The sequence below is a fragment of the Companilactobacillus crustorum JCM 15951 genome (assembly GCF_001434585.1).
Classification (GTDB): domain Bacteria; phylum Bacillota; class Bacilli; order Lactobacillales; family Lactobacillaceae; genus Companilactobacillus; species Companilactobacillus crustorum.
The window spans coordinates 18,870-42,174 of record NZ_AZDB01000018.1 but is presented as its reverse complement, the minus strand read 5'-3'; the positions used below and the strand labels follow the sequence as shown (position 1 = coordinate 42,174).

The following is a 23,305-nucleotide window of genomic DNA, read 5'->3' as shown; positions in this document are numbered from 1 at the left end:
TCAACTTGATTTGACGAACAGCCATTTTTATAAGGAAGCACTGTTAAGAAAATAAGCCAAATCAAACTACACACTATATCTCTATATTTGTATAATTTAGAATTTGAACTTAATTTCTCAACGGCGCACTTCCTCTCTTGTTTTAAACTATAAGTAAATTTATCAGGTTAAATTCCTTATGTCAAGACTCAATTAAATCGTCTTCACCAATTAATTTAACATCTGCACCTAATGAATGCAGTTTCCATACGACTTGATCGTATCCACGCAAGATATTTTCAGCATGATCGATTACTGTTTGTCCATCAGCCAAAAGCCCAGCAATCATTAAACAGGCACCAGCTCTGATTTCATCTGCAGACACGTTGGCGCCCTTTAATTTAGCCCCACCATGAACAAAAATCAAATCATTTTCACTGGTTATATCAGCACCCATTTTATTCAACTGGGAGATATGCTTAACACGTTTTGGATAAATCGTATCAATAATCATTGCATCCCCACTAGCTTTCATCAAAAGTGGTGTAATTGGTTGCTGCAAATCAGTCGCAAAGCCAGGATAAGGCATAGTCTTAATATTAACGGCTTTCAGACTTGTTGAAGGTTTTACATAAATACTATCTTCGCCAACTTCTAAATTAACGCCCATCTCATCCAACTTGGCTAAGAAAGCATCCAAATGTTCGCTGATAATATTTTTTATCAAAATGTCGCCACCATTAGCAGCAGCCAAACTTAAATAAGTTCCAGCTTCAATTCGATCAGGAATAATAGTATGAGCATTATTTGAACGTAGCGTATCAACGCCCTCAATTCGAATAGTCTCGGTCCCAACTCCACGGATAACTGCACCCATGTTATTTAAGAAAGTTGCCAAGTCAATTATTTCTGGTTCCTTAGCAGCATTTTCAATCACTGTTGTACCCTTAGCCTTAACAGCAGCCAAGATGACATTGATTGTTGCACCTACTGAAACCATATCTAAAAAGATCTTAGCTCCCTTAAGTCCTTCTTCTGGAGCTGTAATAATGATTTGCCCATGTTTGTTCTCAACGTGTGCACCTAATGCTTCAAATCCCTTGATATGTTGATCAATAGGACGTGGTCCAATATCGTCACCGCCAGGAAAACCGACTACGGCCTTACCGAATCGTCCTAGCATAGCACCCATAAAATAATATGAGGCTCGCAAACTGCTTACTTTACCACTTGGTAATTCAGCAAATTGGATCTTTGTCGGATCAATTCGCAATACATCATTATTCATTTCTGAAGTAACGTTCATATCTTTCAAAATAGAACGTAAGTTTTTTACATCTCTAATTTGGGGAACAGAATCTAACACTACAGGTGTATCGGATAAAATGGCTGCAGGAATTAAAGCTACGGTACTGTTTTTAGCACCACCGATTGTCACTTCACCCGATAATTTCTTTCCACCGTTGATTACAAGTTTTTGCATAAGCTTTTTCCTAACTATATTTAACTACCGAAGATTATAGGTCTTCTTCCTCAAGGCCTGAGGCTGCACCGATGAATCCTTTAAATAGACCTTCTGGTTTAGTTGGTCTTGATAAGAATTCTGGATGGTATTGAGCAGCAACGAAGAACTTGTTTTCAGGAACTTCAATCACTTCAACCAAGCGGTTGTCGGGTGAAACACCTGAAAATACTAAGCCAAGATCTTCGAATTGTTTACGATATTCGTTGTTGAATTCATATCTATGACGATGTCTTTCTTGGATAACTGATTGATTGTCATAGGCAGCTGCTGCTTTTGAGCCTTCTTTTAGTTTACATGGATATGCACCCAATCGTAAAGTACCTCCACGATCTTCGACATCTTTTTTATCAGCCATAATATCGATGATCTTGTGTGGAGCATTAGCATCAACTTCACCAGTTGTAGCATCCTTGATTCCAGCTACGTTTCTAGCAAATTCGATACTAGCCATTTGCATACCTAAACAAATTCCCAAATATGGAACATCATGTTCACGAGCATACTTGATAGTAGTGATCATACCTTCAAGACCACGACTACCAAAACCACCAGGTACTAGAATACCATCAGAATCCTTTAGATAATCAGCAACATTATCTTCTGTAATAAGATCGGCAGAGATCTTTTCTAGTTCTATTTCTGTATTATAAGCATAACCTGCAGCACGTAGGGCCTCTGTTACAGAAATGTAAGCATCTTGTAATTTAGTATATTTACCAACTAAAGTAATTTTTGTCTTATGTTTCAAGTTATGAACACGATTAACTAGCTTATTCCAGTTAGCCATATCAGCTTCTTTTGTATCTAAATGCAAGTAATGACATACGATATCATCGAAGTTTTGAGCTTGTAAATTCAAAGGAATATCATAAAGTGAACTAGCATCACGTGATTCGATAACAGCTTCTGGATCAACATCACAGAATGAAGCAATCTTGTCTTTCATATTTTGTGGCATTGCCATTTCTGTACGTACTACCAAGATATTTGGTTGAATACCAATTCCACGCAATTCTTTAACGCTGTGTTGTGTTGGCTTAGTCTTCATTTCACCAGCAGCCTTTAAGTAAGGTACTAATGATGTATGAATGTAAACGACGTTTTCTGAACCAACTTCAGCCTTCATTTGACGTAATGCTTCCAAGTATGGTTGTGATTCGATATCACCTACAGTACCACCAACCTCAGTAATAATTACATCTGAATCAGTAGTTGTTGCAGCACGCATGATCTTTTGTTTGATCATATCTGTAATATGTGGAATTACTTGAACAGTTGCTCCATTGTAATCACCGTGACGTTCACGACGAATAACTTCGGAATAAATTTTACCAGTTGTAACGTTTGAATATTTGTTCAAATCGTTATCGATAAATCTTTCGTAGTGTCCTAAATCTAGATCAGTTTCTGTACCATCATTAGTAACATAAACTTCACCATGTTGATATGGACTCATTGTTCCTGGGTCCACATTGATATAGGGATCGAACTTTTGCATTGTAACCTTTAAGCCGCGATTCTTTAAAAGTCTACCAAGGGATGCGGCAACGATTCCCTTTCCTAATGATGAAACGACTCCACCTGTAATAAAAATGTATTTAGTCATATTTTCCTCCACATATTAATTCTAGGGATTTCTTACTCACAAAATAAAAAAGTCCCCTATTCAAATGAACAGGGAACTTAAAGTTGTCTATCTAATAGAGCCCGAACTATATAATACCGTGATATGTTCGAGTCGTCAAACTTTTAATTCAAAAAATTGAACTTATTTATTATCATCGTCATCGTCGTCGTCTTCAACGTCGTCATCATCTTCATCAGAAAGATCAATATCATCAGCTTCATCGTCATCATCTGCATCGAATTCAGAAAGCTGACCTTCAATACCATCTTCCAAACTATCATCATGTTCGTCGTCATCATCGTCGTCAACGGTTAAATCAGAGTTAGTAAATTTAGATAGATCAGGACCATTAGATGAGCCATCGCTATCGTCATCTTCATCGTCCATGTCAGTTACATCCAAATCACTGTCATCCTCATAATCAACAACATCATCATCTTCGTCGTCATCACTCAAGAAGGCATTAACCTTTTGAGCATCCTTATGAGTATTTTCAGTACCATTATCCTCAGGATGATTTACTTCTTCGTCGACTGAATCATATGGATACCACTTACGTAGACCCCAAACATTTTCGCCGAGTGAAAGAAAACTTCCATCATTATTTAAATCTGTATAAAATTGAGGAAGTGCTCTCTTGATATCGTCATCAGATTTACCTAAATAGTCCTGGATTTCATTAATGATATCTGAGAAATTCATTACTTCTTTTTTATTATTATTTAAGATCTCATAGGCAACCTCAATTAGTGAGAGTTCGTCTTTGTTTTGATCCTTGAATTTGTCAAACTTCAAACGTGTACACGTCCTTTCGCAGCGTCTTACTTATAATGATATAGACCTAAGCACTAAAAATCAATCTAAACTTATAATTACCTATTACATTATTGTCGTAAATCAAGTCATAATCAATGTTTATTTTCCCAGAAAGCGGATTACTGACAATTTCTACCTTAGAATCTTTGGTAAAAGTCTGTAATGGCAAGATTCCATATTCAGTTTCCAAATGCCCTGTATTATGTTTTTGGTGGGTAAAATATAACAATGAAGCTAAATTAGTTGATTTAGCGACCCTTTTTACATGAATTTCGCCTGATTCCGTAATTTTAACTAGAATCGAGGCTGTATCATCATTATCTAAACTTTCATTGAATCTTAAATACATTGAATCGCCCATTTGAATAAATTGACCCGGTTCAGAAATTTTTGTGTGGGTCAATTCTCCAGATTGAACGGTATCAATGTTTAACTCTACTTTTACGTCAAATCTATTATTTTCCAATACCCTACTGCCTCTACATGATAAAATTATATTATTAATTAAAAGAAGTGATTATGTGAACAATACTATTATATTATACGACCAAAAAATAAGCTCTAACAAAGATATGCTTGTCCCCTTTTCAGATACTGGGGCTATTCTAAAATTTGTTTCGGAAAATAGGCAACCCGTAATACATTTTTGGGTAACCCCCCCAACGGTTATTTTAGGAATGCAGGATAAGCGTTTGAACAATTTCAAGGCCGGATTACAAATGCTGTCTGATAAGAATTACCTATTTTATTTACGCAATTCTGGTGGACTAGGCGTAGTAACAGACCAAGGAATTTTAAATTTTACCATATTTTTACCTGATAAAGATAATTTATTGATTGACGATGCCTATGAAAAAATGGCTGCTTTATTACGAGCCACTTTTTCCGAACAAATCAAAGCCGGCGAAATCGTACACTCTTACTGTCCCGGAACATACGATCTTAGTATTGATGGCAAGAAATTTGCCGGTATTTCTCAAAGAAGAAGTGGCAATGCTGTAGCAATTATGGCTTATATTAGTATTAATGGCAATCAAAAAAAGCGAAGTCAACTGATGAAAAGTTTTTATGAAATTGGCAACTATCCTCAAAATCAACAAATTGATTATCCCGATATCGATTTACAAGCCATGGAAAATCTAGATACATTATTAAAAAACGATCTAACACTCGATCTTGCCAAAGAAAAAATTCTTAATGTTTTAAAACAAGATTACCAAATCAGTCGCAAGGAATTTTTTATTATCCAAAACTCACAGCCTTATCGAGAAGCTTATGACAAGACCTTAAAGGATCTTATTAAACGAAATAAAGTTTTATTGGAGGAAAGATAATGTCATACAACATTGAAATGCTACCAAGAGAAAAAGTTTTCCGCGATCCTATTCACAATTACATCCATATCCAGCATAAAGTTATTTTAGACTTAATCAATACTAAGGAATTTCAACGTCTTCGTCGAATCAAGCAATTAGGAACTTCGTCTTTTACTTTCCAAGGTGCTGAACACTCACGTTTTACTCACTGTATGGGTGTCTATGAAATCACTCGTCAAATCTGCGATAACTTTCAAAGAAATTATCCTACCAAAACTCCTGGCGACGGTCTTTGGGATGATAACGAGCGAATTGTAGCTTTATGTGCTGCCCTTTTGCATGATGTTGGTCATGGAGCCTATTCACATACCTTTGAACATATTTTCGATACTGATCACGAAATGTGGACTCAAAAGATCATTACTTCGCCTGAAACGGAAATCAATCAAGTTTTACGCCAAGTTTCCGATGATTTTCCTGAAAAAGTAGCTGGAGTTATTGCTCACACCTATCCTAATCCTCAAGTTGTCCAAATGATCTCTAGTCAAGTAGATGCTGATCGAATGGACTATCTATTGCGGGATGCCTACTTTACTGGTACAAAATATGGAATGTTTGACCTAACTAGAATTCTAAGAGTTATGCGTCCTTATCAAGGTGGCATTGCCTTTGACAATGATGGAATGCACGCTGTTGAGGATTACATCATCAGTCGCTTCCAAATGTATCAACAAGTTTATTTCCACCCCGTTTCCCGCGGTATGGAAGTTGTGTTAACCAAACTGTTGCAACGAGCTAAGGACCTATATGAGCATAATCATATGAACGATTTTGAAATGCCCAGCTTGTTAGTACCCTTCTTTGAAAACAAAGTTACTATTGAAGACTATTTGCTTTTAGATGATGGCATTCTTAATACTTACTTTACCCTCTGGCAAAGTTATCCTGATGAGATTCTAAAGGATCTTGCCTATCGTTTTCTTTCCCGAAAGCCATTTAAATCTGCTGAATACGATAAAAAGACAAAACACTTACTGCCTGAATTATCTAATTTAGTAGAGAACGTCGGCTTTGACAAAAATTATTACACCGCCACTAACACTAGCTATGATCTTCCATACGATGTCTACAATCCTAATTCTAATAAAAGCCGTACGCAAATTGAGATTATGCAAGACGACGGTTCCTTAATTGAGCTTTCAACAGTTAGTCGTTTAGTAAATGCTTTGACAGGCAAAATTCTTGGCGATGAACGTTATTACTTCCCCAAATCCATGTTAACTAAACCAACCGACGACATTTTCAATCAAGATTATACTGAATTCCAAAAACATATTCATAATGACAAAATTATTCAATAAAACGTTTTCATTTTTCCTGGCATTTTATTAAAATAAAAGTAGTTAATCTTAATATTTAATTTGTGCAATTATCACTTGATGAGATTATGCTTGTTTTACCAAAATGTATTTAGCAGGAGGATAACATGAAAGAATTCTCAGATAAAACTAGATCCGATAATCTAGCAGCTATGCAGGACCAAGTCCTTGATCTACTGGTAATTGGAGGTGGAATTACTGGTAGCGGCATTACCTTAGATGCCCAAAGTCGTGGCTTGCAAACTGGATTGATTGAAATGCGCGACTTTGCCTCAGGTACTTCTAGTCGTTCAACAAAATTAGTGCATGGTGGTCTACGCTATTTAAAACAGGCTGCTGTTAAAGAAGTCCATGAAGTCGGCAGTGAACGAGCCATCGTTTATAATAATGCTCCTCAAGTTACAACGCCTTTAAAAATGATGTTGCCTTTTTACGAAAACGGTACTTTTGGACCTCATACAACGGCCATTGGTTTGGATGTCTATGATCGTCTTGCCGAAGTAAAATCTTCGGAACGTAAATATATGTTAAACGCTCATGATACTTTAGAACGTGAGCCCTATATCAAGGGTGAAAGTCTCAAGGGTTCTGGTGTCTATGTTGAATACCGAACTGATGACGCTCGTCTTACTTTGGAAGTTGTCAAAAAAGCTAATGAATTGGGCGCTTTTATCGCTAATTATGTTAAAGCAACTGGCTTGCTGTATGATTCTGACAATAAAGTATGCGGAGTTATTTTTAAGAACTTAATTGATGGTTCTACTGGCGAAATTCAGGCCAAAAAAGTCATTAATGCCTGCGGTCCTTGGGTTGACGAAATTAGAGAAATGGATCACTCGAACCAAGGTAAACATTTGCATCTAACTAAGGGAGTTCATTTAGTAATCGATCACGAAAAGTTTCCTATTTCCAATTCAATTTTCTTTGATACTCCGTTCCATGATGGCAGAATGATGTTTGCCATTCCACGTGAAGGCAAAACTTATATTGGAACTACTGATACTACTTGGAACAAAGATCCTAAGGAACCAGATATCACTGCCCTTGATGTAACTTACATTCTAGCTGCTGCTAACCAAATGTTTGACCTACCACAATATCTAACTCCAGATGACGTTGAAAGCGGCTGGTCTGGCGTTCGTCCTTTAATTCAAGAAGAAGGAAAATCGCCTTCAGAAATTTCACGTAAGGATGAGATTTTCCAATCTAAATCCGGATTGCTCTCTATTGCTGGCGGCAAGCTAACTGGTTACCGAAAAATGGCTGAAAAAATTGTTGATCGCGTTGGCAAGCAATTGGCTATGGAAGAAAATCTACGTTACCAACCTACAACCACTAAAGATTTAACTTTATCCGGTGGCGATGTCGGTGGTGGCAAAGGTTGGATGGATTTCTTCGACAATGCTGTTCATGAAGGTATCATTAATTATGATCTCGACCGAGAAGAAGCTGAAAAACTAGTACAAAGATACGGATCCAATGTTCAAAAAGTTTACGATCTACTACCTGATACTAAAACAAAAGTCCGCTTGCCAAGAATCGATTGGGCAATGTTAAATTACGGTCTTCAATACGAAATGGTTGAACATCCAATTGACTACTTGCTACGTCGTAGCAGTCAAATGCTATTCGATATTGAACATATGAAAACAATCAAATCAGCTGTTATCAATTGTATGGCTAATTATTATCATTGGGACGACGAAGCTAAGCAGCAGATGACTGATGAAGTTAACGAAAAATTAGCACTGACTGACTTGAGCAATATTAAGCAAAAATATGCCGATTTTAAAAATGACTGATTGAAAATTACTTTTTTACAGCTCAATTAAAATTTCAATAAATATCAATCTCCTACTTTAAAATTTTCCAAAGTATAGTAAAGTGAATCTTGTACTTTGAAAAAGGTAATATCAATGAAGGAGATTGGGCGAGAATGTTTAAGGAATTCCAGGAATTTATTTCCCGTGGTACTGTTGTTGACTTGGCTGTCGGTGTTATCGTTGGTGCTGCCTTTAATAGTTTGGTATCAGCGATTACTACCTACCTTTTAAATCCGCTAATCGGACTCTTTATTGGGCAAATTGATCTATCAGATATGAAGTTTCAAGTATTAGGAGCAAACTTCCTAATCGGTGATTTTATCAATGCATTGATCAATTTCCTAATCATCATGTTTGTCGTCTTCATGATCGTTAAGATGATGAACCGTATGCGCCGTGATGGTTCACGTAGTAAGTTTGATAAAAATGGTGACGAAATTCCCGATCCACAAACTGAATACTTACAACAAATCCGTGATTTACTCAGATATCAACAAAGAAATAATCATAACGACAGATACTAACAATTAAAGCGTTCTATACCTATCAGACTTTTATCTAATAGGTATAGAACGTTTTTTCTTTGCTTAGCATAGATTATATGTGTTAGTATTTCGTGGAACGTAAATAGATTGTACGCATATATTTATTTCTAAAAAAAGGATCTGAAATCAATCATGGAACAACAAATCTTTGAGGAAAAAATCAATCGTTTCAATAAAGAAATGCCTGATTATTGTCCAATTACATACTCAATGCAAATCATCGGCTCCAAATGGAAAATTCCGATTTTATGGAAACTAATGCTTGAAGATGGACAGCATTATAATCATCTCAAACGAATGGTCGGAAATATTACCAATACTATGCTAACTAAAAGTTTACGTGAGCTTGAGGACGATAAACTTTTAGTACGACACGACGATGGAACGGTTCCTCCATCTGTGACTTATCACCTAACTGATTTAGGAAAAGAATTAGTTTACACTATGGATGGCTTGTTTGATTGGGGCCAAAAGATACACAAAAATAGATAAACTCTTTAAAATTTGAAACATAGCTTTTTACTAATTCTTTCTACATAAAAATCCAGTACAGCAGCCATCATTGATGGTTACCGTACTGGATTTTTTATTACTTCAAACTATAGAAGATAGTCTTCTTTATTTTTTTGGTCTTTAAATCAGTGTCTTCAAGTATCCTTATAACTTCTTGCTCATCACTCAAACCAAATGCCTCTTTTAATTCCAAACTTGAAATATGCGGATGAATTTTAATAAAATCAAGCACCATTTCTTTATTAAAAGTAACCTTGCGACTCTTCAAATTACCTTGACTTATTTTTGTTATCATATCTACCCACTCTGAGTATTTAGGCAGCCCCTTTATAACGTAGCTCTTATCTCCATAAGTAACTATATAAGCCGGTAATTGAGAAATTTTTAGCTGGCTCATAATGTTCATTTCTTGATTTAAATTAACCGACTTATAATTAGCAGAAAACTTATTTTTATCAATTTTAAAGTTAGCCGCTAACTTCGTCAGGTAATTAATATCATTAGTTTGCTTATTTTCTACAACTGTATCGTATTGAAGTTCATACAATACTTGATCTTCTAATTCGGCATTACTCTTAGCAATTGCTCGCAATCCTCGATCAAGTGGCAAAGAAGAAGTGTGATTTTCATCAAACAGTCTTTCATTTGTACCCATTTGGATAGGCATGCCCGTCAATCTTTCTTCCTGTAAATAAATCTGCATTAATTTTACCCAATATTGATTAAGAGCAACTGTTTTGCCATAACGGGATAAAATTTCTTGATCTACCAAACCGTATACATCTTTCACTAGTTGTCCCATCAACGTTCCAAAAGATATCTGTTCTCCAAAATGAGTTTCAAGTTTGCGATGAATTGGCCAAGTTTCCCATAATAATCCCATCATCGGATCAGCTACTGTGATTATTTTTAATTGATCCATTTTTCTTACTCCTGTTTAGTTTTTGGAAACATAGCATTACCTGACAATGTTCCATAAAGCATTGAAGGTGTAAAACGATATGAATCCATCTGATTCCAATCAAATTCACTTTGAATTTCATCTTCACGATCATTTTTTATTTGATCAACCAAATGCGGATTCAACTCAACTGCTCCACCAACGGCTAAGAAATCAGCCCAACCTGTGTTGAATGCTTGAAGTCCTTTCTCTTCTGCAAAAAGATCGCCTACACCGATAAATGGCAAACGCCCAGCAATTCGATCATGAACAGCTTCCATTCTAGTCATCTTATTGCTGCCGCCACGACGAATCTTTTTATAAAAATTCCATAGAGAAATGTGAATGTATTGCAAAGGTTTTTCCACTAAGCGATCGACCAAAGCTAGGGTCTCTTTCATAGTCAATCCTTCTTGTCCAGGTTCCTCTGGTGAAAAACGATAACCTACAATAAAATCAGGACGATGATATTTTTGACGAACCTCATCAATTGCATCAATGATGGCCATTGGAAAATTAAAACGTTTTTCCATACTGCCACCCCAATGGTCGGTTCTTTTGTTATACGTAGCTGAAACAAACTGTTGTACTAGCCAACCATTAGCACCATGAATCTCAACTCCATCCAAACCTGCTCGAATAGCTAACTCTGTAGCATAAGCAAATGAATGGATTATTTCTCTAACTTCCTCGTCGGTCATACCACGAACACCCATATATGGTAGATCGCTAGGACCGAGCAGATCATAGCCTTGATTCATCGAGGTATCAGAACGAATTCCCGAATGAGCTAATTGAATAACTGCTTTTGCTCCTTGTTCATGCGAAATATCGGCATACTCTTTTAATGTTGGTAAATTCTCTTCATGGAAAGCATTAGGCGACTCAAAACCAATTCCGCTTGGATGGACATTTGTAAAGGGAATAATCCACATTCCGAAGCCTTTAAATCTATCTTTCCAAAAAGTACGAGCTGAATCTGTCAATTCTCCATCGGGACCAGAATAATAGACCGTCAAAGGTGCAACAACTAATCTATTTTTTATTTCAACACCATTGTTCAATGTATATGAGTCAAATAACTTTTGATATTTATCTTTCATTTTTATTTCTCTCCTTATTCAATAAAATAGCCACTAGTACCCCAGCTCTTAATATCCTCATAATCAATAAAAAGATTTTCCGGATTTACGTGAAGTACTTTATAAAACAATTCAGTAATAGCTAAATTTAACCTGTCATAGCCTTGATGATCAGCTGTGCCATAAATTGCTACTGAAATATATGCCAGAGCTTGAGTTCCATCACCACGAAGATACAAATGATATTGGTCTTCGATTCCTACCATCAAGACCTCCTCCGACTTACCTGGTACAAAACTGATTGCCTTACCTAAACCAGCTTTTAATTGTAATTCCTGTTCTTTTGTAACTTTTCGATTAACCTTTGTCATGATAAAGGGCATTATGAAATACCTCCAAATTGCCATTTTTGAATCAGCTTCAAAATTTCATTAGCTAATTCTTGTTCCTTTTCTTGATACGTATGTCCCGTATTTTTTATAAAAATCAGATCATTATTCTGTTTGTTTTGAAAATGTTCATTAATATTTTGAAGATATTTGACAGGATCGCCATAAGTAAAAGTGTCCATTGTCCCAATTAAAAGTGCGCCAGTATTTTCAATTCTTTCAACCTGACTAAAATCAGCATTTTTTCGTGTATGAACATTATCCAATGTCGTTGAGTTTAACCATTGATCGGCAGTATCTGCAGTACATGGCAACCATCCAAATAATTGAAATGGTAAAATTTGTTTTCCTTTGCCACTTTCAACCAATTGCTTAACAACTAACTTTTCTTTTTCCGAAACTGTATCAGTTAGACGCTTAATATTTGCTGGACTTATCAGCAAAAATTTATCCACATTCGATTTTTTATGCGTTGCTAAATAATGAATTACTTTATTAGCACCTAGTGAGTGTCCGCCTAAAATCACATCTTGATAATGATGATTTTTCACATATTCTAAATAAGCTTCAACATCTTCATTGGCATCATCAAAATTCTCTGACCATGATCCTACAAGTTCCTTTTTACCAGTTACATGATTAATTGCTTCAACTTGGCTAAAGGCATCCCGTGTCTGAGCATAAATAAAATCTATACCTGCATCCATCAAAGTTTTTCCAATATTTACATAAAAGGGATTGGAATAAAAGTTGCCGTGAACACCTGTTATAGCTATCAAAACTGTCGAAGCATGACCCGATTTAAAAAGTGTGCCTTGCAATTCTGTTCCTGATTTTGAAATAATATTGAGTTCTTCAATCATAGATGTCCCCCCGCTTTCATGTATCTCTTTTTGAGTACGTGGATAATAATAAACTCAAAGAATAAAATAACAAGTACGCATATTTTTCTTCCTTAAAAATATTTAATTGAATCCACAAAAAAAGATGAGTCAGCACCTTTAAGGTTACTGACTCATCTTTTTTGTTTTTAATTTACAAATTTACTTTATTTCTTTTGGAAACGTGTATTGAACAATGGACTAACTGGGTCATTATCATGAACACGCTTGATTGCTTCACCGATAAGAGGTCCAACTGATACTTGAACCATCTTGTCGATAATCTTGTCCTTAGGAAGGTTGATTGAATCTGTTACAACCAATGTTTTAATTGGTGAAGCTTCAATTCTCTCGATAGCCGGACCAGAAAGAATTGGATGTGTACAACATGCGTAAACTTCAGTAGCACCAGCATCAATAAGAGCTTGTGATGCTAATGAAATTGTACCAGCAGTATCGATCATATCATCAATGATGATGGCACGTTTACCTTTAACATTACCAATAATATTCATAACTTCAGCTACGTTAGCACGAGGACGACGTTTATCAATAATAGCAATTGGTGTCTTCAAGAATTCAGCTAACTTTCTGGCACGTGTAACACCACCATGATCAGGTGAAACAACAACTGCGCCTTCTTCAAGATGATTTGATAAGAAGTAATCAGCTAATAATGGAGCACCCATTAAGTGATCAACTGGAATATCAAAGAATCCTTGAATTTGTGCAGCATGAAGATCAAGTGCAAGAACACGGTCAACACCAGCACGTTCTAACATATTAGCAACTAATTTAGCTGTAATAGGTTCACGTGAACGAGACTTACGGTCTTGTCTAGCATAACCATAATATGGAATCACAACATTAATAACACTAGCAGAAGCACGTCTTAAGGCATCTACCATGATCAATAATTCCATCAAATTATCATTAACAGGAGCTGAAGTTGATTGAATCAAGAAAACTTCAGAACCACGAATACTTTCATCAATATTGATTTGAATTTCACCATCGCTGAAACGTGTTACTGATGACTTTCCTAGTGGTACGCCCACTTCTTTAGCAATTTTTTCTGCTAAAGGTTTATTAGAGTTCAATGCAAAAATCTTCATTGATTGTTCGTTATTTTGACATGACATTTAATTATTCACCCTTATTTCCAATCTTCACTATTTGATAGCGGTAATCTATTCCAAAAATCTTCTTTGTTTGTTTGTCTCTCACGAGCAATTGCCATTGCATGCTTAGGGATGTCTTTAGTAATAGTTGAACCAGCTGCAATAAATGAGTGATCAGCCATCTCTACAGGAGCAACAATATTAGAATTGCTACCAATGAAGGAATGATCACCAATATTACTATGCCACTTCTTAACACCATCATAATTTACAAAGACAACACCACAACCAACATTGATATCAGTTCCTAAAGTAGCATCTCCAACATATGTTAGATGACCCACCTTGGTTCTATCACCAATCTTAGCATTCTTAATTTCACAGAAGTTACCGATATGAACATCGCGGCCAATCTCTGCTTTAGGTCTTAAGTGCGAATTAGGTCCTATATTGCTTCCTTTATGCATAACGGCGCTTTCAATCGTAGAACTAATTACTTCTACATTGTCTTGAATTTCTGAATCAGAAATTCTAGAACCAGAACCAATTACACATTCAGAGCCAATACTTGTCTTGCCAAATATTTTCACATTAGGTTCAATAACTGTATCGTTACCAATCTCAACATCGACATCAATATAAGTATTGTCAGAATCAACAATTGTAACGCCATCACGCATATGAGCTTCATTGATTCTTCTTTGCATAATCTTTTCAGCTTGTGATAGCGCTACACGGTCGTTCACACCTAATGATTCGCTTAGGTCAGCCATTTGATAAGCTGAAACCTTCTTACCCTCTTCTTTAAGTAGCGAAATAACATCAGGTAAATAATATTCACCTTGGGCGTTATCATTATTAACTTTGTGCAATTCCTCAAATAACAATTTGTTATCAAAGCACAAAACACCCGTGTTTATTTCTTGAATTTCTTGTTCACTTCTTGAAGCATCTTTTTGTTCAACAATTTTTTCAACGTCGCCATTAGCATTACGAACAATGCGTCCATATCCAAATGGATTATCAGCGTGTGCTGTTAAAATTGTAGCAGCTGCTCCTTCTTTTTCATGAAAATCAAATAGTTTTTCAAAAGTATCAGCTGTAAACAATGGTGTATCACCAGTTGCAACTAAGGTAATACCATCTTTGTCGCCTAAAACATCTTCAGTCTGCAACACCGCATGGCCTGTACCCAATTGCTCAGTTTGTAAAGCATACTTAGTTCTATCGCCAAGTAAAGCCTTGACCTTTTCGGCCCCATTACCAATAACAGTTTCAATCAAGTCTGGTTGAACCTTTTCTACTTGAGTTAATACATGGTCGACCATAGCCTTACCAGCTACAGGATGCAACACTTTGTACAATCTCGACTTCATTCTTGTTCCTTTTCCAGCGGCAAGAATTATTACATAACGATTCGACATCAGAAACTCCCTTCAGTCATTCAAATATCCTTATATATAATAGCATTATTCTATATGACTGCTCAATCAAGAATTTATTCAAAATAACTGAAATCAGTATTAGTTAAATAATTTCCCGGTTGCACGTTCAAAATACGGTTCTTAGTGTCAATTTTGGTTACCTTAAAAATAGAAGTTATATCAGCATCGCTGAATTGACTATTGATATTGATATTCTCTGCAAAGACTGTAGCACCAACAAAGATTGCATTGAATTCAGAAATCAAGCTTTGCAAGCCATTGATTGTGCCACCGCCCTTCATAAAGTCATCGACAACTAAAACTCTTGAGCCTTCATCCAAACTACGTTTAGAAAGTTCCATTTTTTCTACTCGATCAGATGATCCTGATGCGTAGTTGACACTAATAGTAGAACCCTCTGTAATTTTAGAATCACGGCGAACAATGACAAACGGTATATTTAAGAAATTAGCTACACTTTGAGCAATTGGTATACCTTTAGTAGCCACCGTCATAACGACGTCAATTGAACTTTGAGAATACTGTGTAGCAATCATACGTCCTACCGTTCTCAAAAGCTCTGGATCAGCCAACAAATCTGTCAAATATAAGTAACCACCTGGTAAAATTCGATTTGGTTCTACTAAGCGTTTAGAAGTTTCTTCAACAAATTCCGTAGCTTCTTTCTTTGAAATTCCTGGCGTAAAAATAACTCCACCACCGGCACCTGGCAAAGTTTCCAAAACACCAATTCCCCTGATCATGAAAGTTCTTCGCAAAATACCTAAATCTTCCGAAATAGACGACTTAGCTGATTCGTAACGATCGGCAAAAAAAACCAAAGAAATCAATGTATGTGGTCGTTCCAGTAAATAGCGAGTCATATCAATTAAACGTTCGCTTCTTCGTGTTTTCATCTTTTTTTCTCCTAAAACATATCTTCCTACAAGATTATAAAGCAAAACAATGAACAATTCATGCTTTTTTAAGATGAAAGCGGGTTATTATCTTAACTTTTAACAATAATTTCTTCATTTTGTTCATAAAAAAAGGTCTGAACAATTGTTCAGACCTTATACTACCGGAAAACTATTATTCAGCTTCAACTTCAGAATCTGTCTCTGTATCAGCTTGTTCTTCATTATCGAATGTAATATCGATAGATTTTGTTAATAAATCAGCATAACTATAAGAAACTCTTTCAAATGAGTTTTCATTTTGATCCAAATCTACAACAAAAACTGAATGGAATGTTTCTGATAAGGTTCCGCGACGGCGAACAACCTTTTTACGACCCGCTTGTGCAACTATAGTCAAATTCTCACCTAAATGGGAATCCAAATGACTCTTAATTGTCTTCAATGATGTTGGCATTATAATAATCACTCCTTAGGAGTGAAATTTTACCACGATTTGTTGAAAATTTCAAGAAAATAATATATTTGTAATCTATTTTTTGTTGAATTCAACTGCCATTTGTTTAAATTGCTCAATCGAAACTTGTTCGCCTCGGGCATTCTCAGCAATTCCACACTTTTCAAACACATTTTTAATTATTTCACGATTTTCATCAGTTCGACCAAGCCAATTTAACAAATTGTTCATTAAACTCTTACGCTTTTGCATAAAAGATGAGCGGACTAATTTATTAAAGAATGCTGGATCTTCAATTTGAATCTCTTCTTTAGGCAAACGTTCTAAAACTGCTACTGCTGAATCCACTTTTGGTCGAGGAATAAACGATTTGCTACCAACAATCCGATCAATTCTCGCTTTCATCTGGGTTTGAACTGCAATAGTTAAAGAGCCATACTCACGATGCCCCGGTTGAGCCGTAATTCTCTCGGCAACTTCCTTTTGCATCATCAAAACTAAAGATTGGAACGGATAGTCACTTTCAATCAGATTCAGCATGATTGGTGTTGTTATGTAATAAGGCAAATTGGCAACAACTTTGATTGTTTTACCTTGTAAATCATGTTCTACAACAAACTTATCTAAATCCACCTTTAGGATATCCTGATTAATAACATCAATATTATCGTAATACTGCAATGTATCAGCCAAGATAGGGATCAAACTTTCATCAATTTCAAAAGCATAAACATGTTCTGCTACTTGCGCTAGTTTTTCAGTTAAAGCACCGATACCAGGTCCGATCTCAATGGCAATCTCGTCTGACTTCAAGCCACTAGCATCAACAATGTCATCCAAGACTTTTTCATTGGTTAAGAAATTTTGTCCTAAACTTTTTTTAGCACGTAATTTGTATTTACGCATGATATCATTCGTACGAATAGGATCAGCAATACTTAATCTATTTTGTGTCATGAGTTCTTCCTTCATCAAATTTTTTAACTGCTGCTAATAAATCACTAGGAGCAATTTGAAACATATTTAGTCTGCTTAAAAATTGTTTAGCATTTGTATAACCAATTTTTAAGTCAGATCCAACAAACAATCTTCGTTGATGAGAATCTGGCTCACCAATCAAACCTAAATCAACCATATCAGCATGATCATATGCTTGAAAATCTTCATTAGTTCTAGTATAGACAGCCGATAAAGCTGCTTTTATATCTTCGTCTTTAGCGTGTTCGATTCCCAAACTGCCATCGCTTCTTTTAGGAACGGCTTTATCACGGGGCAAAAAAGCCTGTTTAGCATCGGGAACTGCCTTTTGGATAATTGTTCTGAGTCGATTGCCATTAAAATCAGGATCAGTAAAAATAATAACCCCTCTTTTTGCTTGAGCAATCTTGATTTGCTTAATTGTTTCTTCGTCAATAGCGGAACCAGTAGTTTCAATCGTATCAATATCGCCAAAGCAATCCTTTAAACGATTGGTATCTGATTTGCCTTCAACTACAATAATTTCTTTTATTTTTGTCATAGTTATAGATTATACACTTGGTGAGCATTGTTAAAAGTATGTTCCGCCACTTCATCAGGTGTAATGCCTTTATATTTAGCAATCGCATCAACCACATATCTAGTATAAGCAGGCTGATTAGCATGACCACGATATGGTTCTGGAGTTAAGTACGGTGCATCGGTCTCTACAAGTAAACGATCTAGTGGCGTTTGCTTAGCTGATTCATGAACTTCTGGAGCATTCTTGAACGAAACAACTCCACTGTACGAAATCCAGAGTCCCAAATCTAAGAATTTATTCAACCAGTCAACATCGCCATTAAAGCTGTGCATAATAATCCCTGACTTAGACATATCATGATTTTTCAAAATCTGATACATATCATCAAAAGCATCCCGACAATGAATCGAAACTGGCATATTGTATTGCTTAGCAACATCCAACTGTTGAATTAGAACTTTTTGTTGAATCTTAGGATCAGGATCTTCTTCCCAATGGTAGTCGAGACCAATCTCGCCAATACCAACAACTTCAGGTAATTTAATCTGATTAACTAATTGTTCTTCATTATATTCTTTAGCAAATTCTGGATGCCAGCCAATAACCGCGTGCAAGGGTTGATAATTTTGTGCTAACCGAATTGCTTCAATATTGAATTCTTCGTTCGAACCAATTATCGCCATTTCCACGACATCCAGTTCCTTAGCATTATCAATGAATTGTTGAGTCTTGCCAGCAAAAGCTTCATCATTCAAATGCGTATGCGTATCAAAAATTTTCATTAGCCTAAAATAGCTCCATTTTTATGTGAATTATCAACGATAGCTAGTTTTACTTCATCGCCTTTTTCAGTTGAAAGCAACATACCGTTACTCCATTCACCAACCATCTTACGTGGTTTCAAGTTAACAACTGCTAGGACTTTTTTACCAATCAATTCTTTGTAGTTAGGATAGAATTTGTGCATTCCTGAAAGGATTTGACGATCAACGCCAGAACCATCATCCAACTTGAATTGAAGTAATTTACTTGAGTTTTCAACTGGTTTAACATCAAGAATTTCTGTTACGACCATCTTTACTTTAGTAAAATCATCGAATTCAATTTCCTTAGGGAAGCCGTCATCAGCATCTGCTTGAGCTTTGGCCTTAGCTTGAGCTGATTTACTCAATTTGCCAGCACCATGCTTGGCTTGTTCTTCAGCCATCTTGCCCTTGATATAGTTAACTTCTTCTTCAGTATCTAAACGTGGGAAGATTGGTTCTGGTTTAGCAGTAACTGTCTTACCAACCACTGTGTCGCCAAAATCAAGTGATTTATCGTTATCGTAATCAAGTCCTAATTGAGCAAACATCTTAACTGGTGCTTGTGTCATAACTGGACTGATAAGTAATGCAATCAAACGAAGTGATTCTGCCAAATGTCCAAGAACTGATTGTAATTCAGCTTTCTTACTATCGTCTTTAGCAAGGACCCATGGTTTAGTTTCGTCGATATATTTATTAGCACGACTGATAAATGACCAAACGCTAGCTAAAGCTTCGGGAAATTCAAATTTATCCATATGTTCTCTATAAGCCATCAAAGTATCGGCATATGATTTTTCAAGATCTTTATCAAGATCAGTCACGGCAGCAACAGAAACCACTTTGCCATCATCGTACTTGTTGATCATTGAAACCGTTCTGTTCAAAAGATTTCCTAAGTCATTAGCTAAATCATAGTTGATCTTATCAATGTAATCTTCAGGAGTGAAGACACCATCACTACCAAATGGCATAGCACGCATTAAGTAGTAACGTAATGAATCAAGTCCATATCTAGAAACAAGCATTTCTGGATAGACAACATTACCCTTAGATTTAGACATCTTACCGTCTTTCATCAACAACCAACCGTGACCAAAGACTTGTTTAGGCAATTCAACACCTAATGCCATCAAAATGATTGGCCAATAAATTGTATGGAAACGCACGATTTCCTTACCAACAAATTGAACATTAGCAGGCCAGTATCTCTTGAAGAGCGAGTCATCGTCACTTTCATAACCTAAAGCCGTGATATAGTTCAAAAGTGCATCAATCCAGACATAAACAACGTGTTCTGGATTACTTGGAATTTTAACTCCCCAGTTGAAGGTTGTTCTAGAAATAGCTAGATCCTCTAGACCTGGTTTGATGAAGTTATTGATCATTTCATTCTTACGAATTTCTGGTTCGATGAAGGTAGGATTGTCTTCGTAATACTTCAATAAACGATCAGCATACTTGCTCATCTTAAAGAAGTAACATGGTTCTTTAACAAGTTGAACTTCGTGACCTGAAGGAGCTTTACCACCGATAACGTTACCGTCTTTATCATGATAAACTTCAGCCATTTGTGATTCAGTGAAGTATTCTTCATCATCAACTGAATACCAACCTGAATATTCGCCTAAATAAATATCCCCTTGTTTAATTAGACGTTCAATAATTCTTTGAACTGCTTCAACGTGATAGTCATCAGTTGTACGGATGAACTTATCGTTAGAAATATCCAATTTCTTCCAAAGTTCTTTGATCCCTTTAGCCATCATATCAACATATTCTTGTGGTTCCATATGTTTTTCTTCGGCCTTTTGTTCAATCTTGAGACCATGTTCGTCTGTTCCTGTAAGGAAGAAAACGTCATAGCCTTCATTTCGTTTGTAACGAGCCAATGTGTCCGCTGCAATCGTTGTATATGAGTTCCCAATTGTTAATTTTCCTGATGGATAATAAATGGGTGTTGTAATGTAAAATGTCTTTTTCTCTTCAGTCAATATATTAACCTCCACCGCTACTAAATTGTTATTAAGTATAGCATTATTTTATATTTGTGAAAAAACGTTCGTGGCATCGTCAGAGATAGCCAAAATCGATGAATCAAGATTTAAATCTTCCTTATTAATGACAACTAATTTAGCTTTAGGCGAACTATATTCCAATAAACCAGCAAATGGATAAACTTTAAAACTAGTTCCTACAACCACTAACAAATCAGCTTTTTGAACTGCTAAAGCCGCATTTTGAAAGTTGTCTGGATTAATATTTTCGCCATATAAAACAGTTGTTCCAGGACGAATAATTCCATTATCTTCATGATGTCTGAAATCTTTCAAATAGTACTGATAATCAAATTTTTTGCCACAAGTTAAGCAGTGAATATCATCATATAAGTTGCCGTGAAATTCAACGACATTTTTTGCCCCCGCTTTGGTATGAAGCTTGTCAACATTTTGCGTAACAATAGCTCCCTTTTGATTACTAATTTCAGCAATTTTTTGATGAATGACATTAGGCTGTGCATTTGGAAAGTACATATTGTGAACTACAAAGTCGTGAAAAATATCAGGATGTTTTACCAAATTATCATGGCTTAACATATATTCTGGTGGAAAATCATACTTTTCTCGCTTATAGAGTCCGTTTTTAGAACGATAATCAGGAATACCCGATGGCACAGAGACACCCGCACCAGTTAGAAAGGTTACAAACTTAGCTTGAGCTAATAATTCTTTAAACTCCTCGATTTTATCGGTCATATGTTTTACCTCTATCTAATTAAGTATTTGATACCTTGTTCATCAAAAACCTTTTTAACTTGATATTGATAGAAAACTTTATAAAACTCTGGTGTCACCTTAGCTGGGTCCAAATTCAAAGTAGCTATGCTTTGACCATCATTAATAGCAATCAAAGCAAAGCCATCTTTTCCTGTAGCTCGATTCTTATATTCTGAATGTTTAATTTGATAAGCTTGATTTAAGGACAAGCGTAGTTGACGTTCAGAAACTATTGGCGTGACATTCAAAAATGTATGGAAATGCATCCCTTGATAGCCATTGGAAATAATAATCTCGTTATATGTATCCAACGCATTAACCAAGGCTCGTCTAAATTGGAATGGTACGCTTAAATCATTTTTCTCAGCAATTTCAACTAAACTATTAGCATTCTTATATGACTTAGGGAACTCATTTTGCCATTTTGAGTCCATTTCATGTTCACTGAATATAATTCCATCAAACATAATTAAAGTTCTATAAAAGAGCATATTAGCCAAGTCCAATTGTACGTTGGGATGCAAGGCAGCATCGATTCCCTTTAAATATTCTTCTTTAACTTCAGCAGTATATGTTCCATCAGCCTGTTGACGTTTCAAAACAGTAACATGCTCTAAAGATTCAAAAATAGAATTAGCAATCGATAAAACTCTACCATCTTGATCAGGCTTGCCAGTTGTAACTGCACAAGAAATGCTAGGTTCGTCAGATAATTCCAATTCAATATGATGCAATTCATGCGATAGAACAAAATCGCTATATTTTTCGTTGGTAATAACCACTTCGATCGTGTCGCCATTCATCTCATGATTAGCTTGATCAAGCGTCAGAAAATCTTGTTGAAGATAATTTGAATACAGTTCAATTTTCTTATTATATTGTTGTTCAATCTTTTCAACCTGTTTTACAATATGGTCAGATAATTCATTATTATTTAATTGTTTCATTATTAATACCTCATATAAAGGAGATTTTTTTATGGAAATAAATGTGGATTTACCAAATAATCTATTGCCAGATAAGTACGGCAAGCATGCCTCGAGCCAGAACATAAAAAATGGGAAACCTATTATCAGTTTCCCAATTAAATTATCAAATATTCCGGCACCCGCAAAAACTATTGCTTTAACCTTTACCGACCCTGATTCAATTCCCGTTTGTGGGTTTGAATGGATTCACTGGGTAGCTGCCAATATTCCTAGTTCTCAATCAGAGATTTCAGAAAATTTCAGTCAAACAGCCACGCTGCCAATCGTTCAAGGCAAAAATAGTTCTGCAAGTCCCCTTCTAGATGGACCAAAAGATGTAGCAATTGGCTACAATGGTCCCAATCCACCAGACCAAACCCATGATTATGTACTCAAGGTATTTGCTCTAGATGACAATCTTGATTTGGAAAATGGTTTCTGGATGAATGAATTATTGCACAAAATGGACGGTCATATTGTAGCCACTGCTCAAAAGACGATCCCAAGTCGTGCATAATC

The 23,305-nt window shown here is 35.9% G+C and carries 24 protein-coding genes; 6 read left to right on the top strand and 18 right to left on the bottom strand.

Features of this window, described 5'->3' with window-relative positions; translation table 11 throughout:
* Window positions 1-181: 181 nt before the first annotated feature.
* From FD26_RS06430 to FD26_RS06415, 4 genes are all read right to left on the bottom strand, one after another.
* Window positions 182-1,462, bottom strand: coding sequence for a UDP-N-acetylglucosamine 1-carboxyvinyltransferase (locus FD26_RS06430; protein WP_057867605.1), 1,281 nt, complete (start codon window positions 1,460-1,462; stop codon window positions 182-184).
* 34 nt (window positions 1,463-1,496) lie between these two features.
* The gene (locus tag FD26_RS06425; RefSeq protein ID WP_057867604.1) at window positions 1,497-3,110 is read right to left on the bottom strand and encodes a CTP synthase; all 1,614 of its coding nucleotides are present in this window, start codon (window positions 3,108-3,110) and stop codon (window positions 1,497-1,499) included.
* Window positions 3,111-3,272: 162 nt separating this feature from the next.
* Window positions 3,273-3,926: a DNA-directed RNA polymerase subunit delta gene (gene rpoE, locus FD26_RS06420; protein WP_057867603.1), complete on the bottom strand. Its 654-nt coding sequence runs from the start codon at window positions 3,924-3,926 to the stop codon at window positions 3,273-3,275.
* A gap of 46 nt (window positions 3,927-3,972) precedes the next feature.
* Complete coding sequence (locus FD26_RS06415; RefSeq protein ID WP_057867602.1) at window positions 3,973-4,413, bottom strand: YwiB family protein; 441 nt, start codon at window positions 4,411-4,413, stop codon at window positions 3,973-3,975.
* Here FD26_RS06415 and FD26_RS06410 point away from each other — a divergent pair.
* The 5 genes from FD26_RS06410 to FD26_RS06390 all read left to right on the top strand — a co-directional run bounded on the left by FD26_RS06410 (window position 4,373) and on the right by FD26_RS06390 (window position 9,502).
* Window positions 4,373-5,281, top strand: coding sequence for a lipoate--protein ligase family protein (locus FD26_RS06410; RefSeq protein WP_082596245.1), 909 nt, complete (start codon window positions 4,373-4,375; stop codon window positions 5,279-5,281). The genes FD26_RS06415 and FD26_RS06410 overlap by 41 nt on opposite strands.
* Window positions 5,281-6,624, top strand: a complete 1,344-nt coding sequence (locus tag FD26_RS06405; RefSeq protein WP_057867600.1) for an HD domain-containing protein — start codon at window positions 5,281-5,283, stop codon at window positions 6,622-6,624. Before FD26_RS06410 ends, FD26_RS06405 begins: the two co-directional genes overlap by 1 nt.
* 125 nt (window positions 6,625-6,749) lie before the next feature.
* Window positions 6,750-8,444 (top strand): glycerol-3-phosphate dehydrogenase/oxidase, encoded by a 1,695-nt coding sequence (locus FD26_RS06400; RefSeq protein WP_057867599.1) that lies wholly within the window; start codon window positions 6,750-6,752, stop codon window positions 8,442-8,444.
* Between the two features lie 134 nt (window positions 8,445-8,578).
* The gene (mscL, locus tag FD26_RS06395) at window positions 8,579-8,989 is read left to right on the top strand and encodes a large conductance mechanosensitive channel protein MscL (protein WP_057867598.1); all 411 of its coding nucleotides are present in this window, start codon (window positions 8,579-8,581) and stop codon (window positions 8,987-8,989) included.
* A 153-nt stretch (window positions 8,990-9,142) separates the two neighbouring features.
* A complete protein-coding gene (locus FD26_RS06390; protein ID WP_057867597.1) occupies window positions 9,143-9,502 on the top strand; it encodes a winged helix-turn-helix transcriptional regulator in 360 nt (119 codons plus the stop codon).
* A 97-nt stretch (window positions 9,503-9,599) separates the two neighbouring features.
* Here the strand turns inward: FD26_RS06390 and FD26_RS06385 are convergent, their stop codons facing one another.
* The 14 genes from FD26_RS06385 to FD26_RS06320 form a co-directional block, all read right to left on the bottom strand.
* On the bottom strand, window positions 9,600-10,445 hold the full coding sequence (locus tag FD26_RS06385) for a DsbA family protein (protein WP_057867596.1): 846 nt from the start codon (window positions 10,443-10,445) through the stop codon (window positions 9,600-9,602).
* Between the two features lie 5 nt (window positions 10,446-10,450).
* Window positions 10,451-11,566 carry an NADH-dependent flavin oxidoreductase gene (locus FD26_RS06380; RefSeq protein ID WP_057867595.1) on the bottom strand — a complete coding sequence of 372 codons (1,116 nt, stop codon included), beginning with the start codon at window positions 11,564-11,566 and terminating at the stop codon, window positions 10,451-10,453.
* Window positions 11,567-11,580: 14 nt separating this feature from the next.
* A complete protein-coding gene (locus FD26_RS06375) occupies window positions 11,581-11,928 on the bottom strand; it encodes a tautomerase family protein (protein ID WP_057867594.1) in 348 nt (115 codons plus the stop codon).
* Complete coding sequence (locus FD26_RS06370) at window positions 11,928-12,797, bottom strand: alpha/beta hydrolase (protein ID WP_103429339.1); 870 nt, start codon at window positions 12,795-12,797, stop codon at window positions 11,928-11,930. Before FD26_RS06370 ends, FD26_RS06375 begins: the two co-directional genes overlap by 1 nt.
* A 185-nt stretch (window positions 12,798-12,982) precedes the next feature.
* Window positions 12,983-13,957: a ribose-phosphate diphosphokinase gene (locus FD26_RS06365; RefSeq protein ID WP_057867593.1), complete on the bottom strand. Its 975-nt coding sequence runs from the start codon at window positions 13,955-13,957 to the stop codon at window positions 12,983-12,985.
* Window positions 13,958-13,971: 14 nt separating this feature from the next.
* Window positions 13,972-15,360 carry a bifunctional UDP-N-acetylglucosamine diphosphorylase/glucosamine-1-phosphate N-acetyltransferase GlmU gene (gene glmU, locus FD26_RS06360; RefSeq protein WP_057867592.1) on the bottom strand — a complete coding sequence of 463 codons (1,389 nt, stop codon included), beginning with the start codon at window positions 15,358-15,360 and terminating at the stop codon, window positions 13,972-13,974.
* Between the two features lie 74 nt (window positions 15,361-15,434).
* On the bottom strand, window positions 15,435-16,277 hold the full coding sequence (gene purR / locus FD26_RS06355; RefSeq protein WP_057867591.1) for a pur operon repressor: 843 nt from the start codon (window positions 16,275-16,277) through the stop codon (window positions 15,435-15,437).
* A gap of 175 nt (window positions 16,278-16,452) precedes the next feature.
* Window positions 16,453-16,734, bottom strand: a complete 282-nt coding sequence (locus tag FD26_RS06350; protein ID WP_057867590.1) for a Veg family protein — start codon at window positions 16,732-16,734, stop codon at window positions 16,453-16,455.
* 75 nt (window positions 16,735-16,809) lie between these two features.
* Window positions 16,810-17,691, bottom strand: a complete 882-nt coding sequence (rsmA, locus tag FD26_RS06345) for a 16S rRNA (adenine(1518)-N(6)/adenine(1519)-N(6))-dimethyltransferase RsmA (protein WP_057867589.1) — start codon at window positions 17,689-17,691, stop codon at window positions 16,810-16,812.
* Window positions 17,678-18,253: a ribonuclease M5 gene (gene rnmV / locus FD26_RS06340; protein WP_057867588.1), complete on the bottom strand. Its 576-nt coding sequence runs from the start codon at window positions 18,251-18,253 to the stop codon at window positions 17,678-17,680. The genes rsmA and rnmV overlap by 14 nt, the downstream gene beginning before the upstream one ends.
* A gap of 2 nt (window positions 18,254-18,255) precedes the next feature.
* Window positions 18,256-19,017, bottom strand: coding sequence for a TatD family hydrolase (locus FD26_RS06335; RefSeq protein WP_057867587.1), 762 nt, complete (start codon window positions 19,015-19,017; stop codon window positions 18,256-18,258).
* A complete protein-coding gene (metG, locus tag FD26_RS06330; protein ID WP_371862031.1) occupies window positions 19,017-21,038 on the bottom strand; it encodes a methionine--tRNA ligase in 2,022 nt (673 codons plus the stop codon). The genes FD26_RS06335 and metG overlap by 1 nt, the downstream gene beginning before the upstream one ends.
* A gap of 45 nt (window positions 21,039-21,083) precedes the next feature.
* Window positions 21,084-21,785 (bottom strand): NAD-dependent protein deacylase, encoded by a 702-nt coding sequence (locus FD26_RS06325; RefSeq protein ID WP_057867608.1) that lies wholly within the window; start codon window positions 21,783-21,785, stop codon window positions 21,084-21,086.
* Window positions 21,786-21,808: 23 nt separating this feature from the next.
* Window positions 21,809-22,765, bottom strand: a complete 957-nt coding sequence (locus FD26_RS06320; protein ID WP_057867585.1) for a hypothetical protein — start codon at window positions 22,763-22,765, stop codon at window positions 21,809-21,811.
* A gap of 31 nt (window positions 22,766-22,796) precedes the next feature.
* On the opposite strand from FD26_RS06320, the gene FD26_RS06315 reads away from it, so the two are divergent.
* Complete coding sequence (locus FD26_RS06315; protein WP_057867584.1) at window positions 22,797-23,303, top strand: YbhB/YbcL family Raf kinase inhibitor-like protein; 507 nt, start codon at window positions 22,797-22,799, stop codon at window positions 23,301-23,303.
* Window positions 23,304-23,305: the final 2 nt, after the last annotated feature.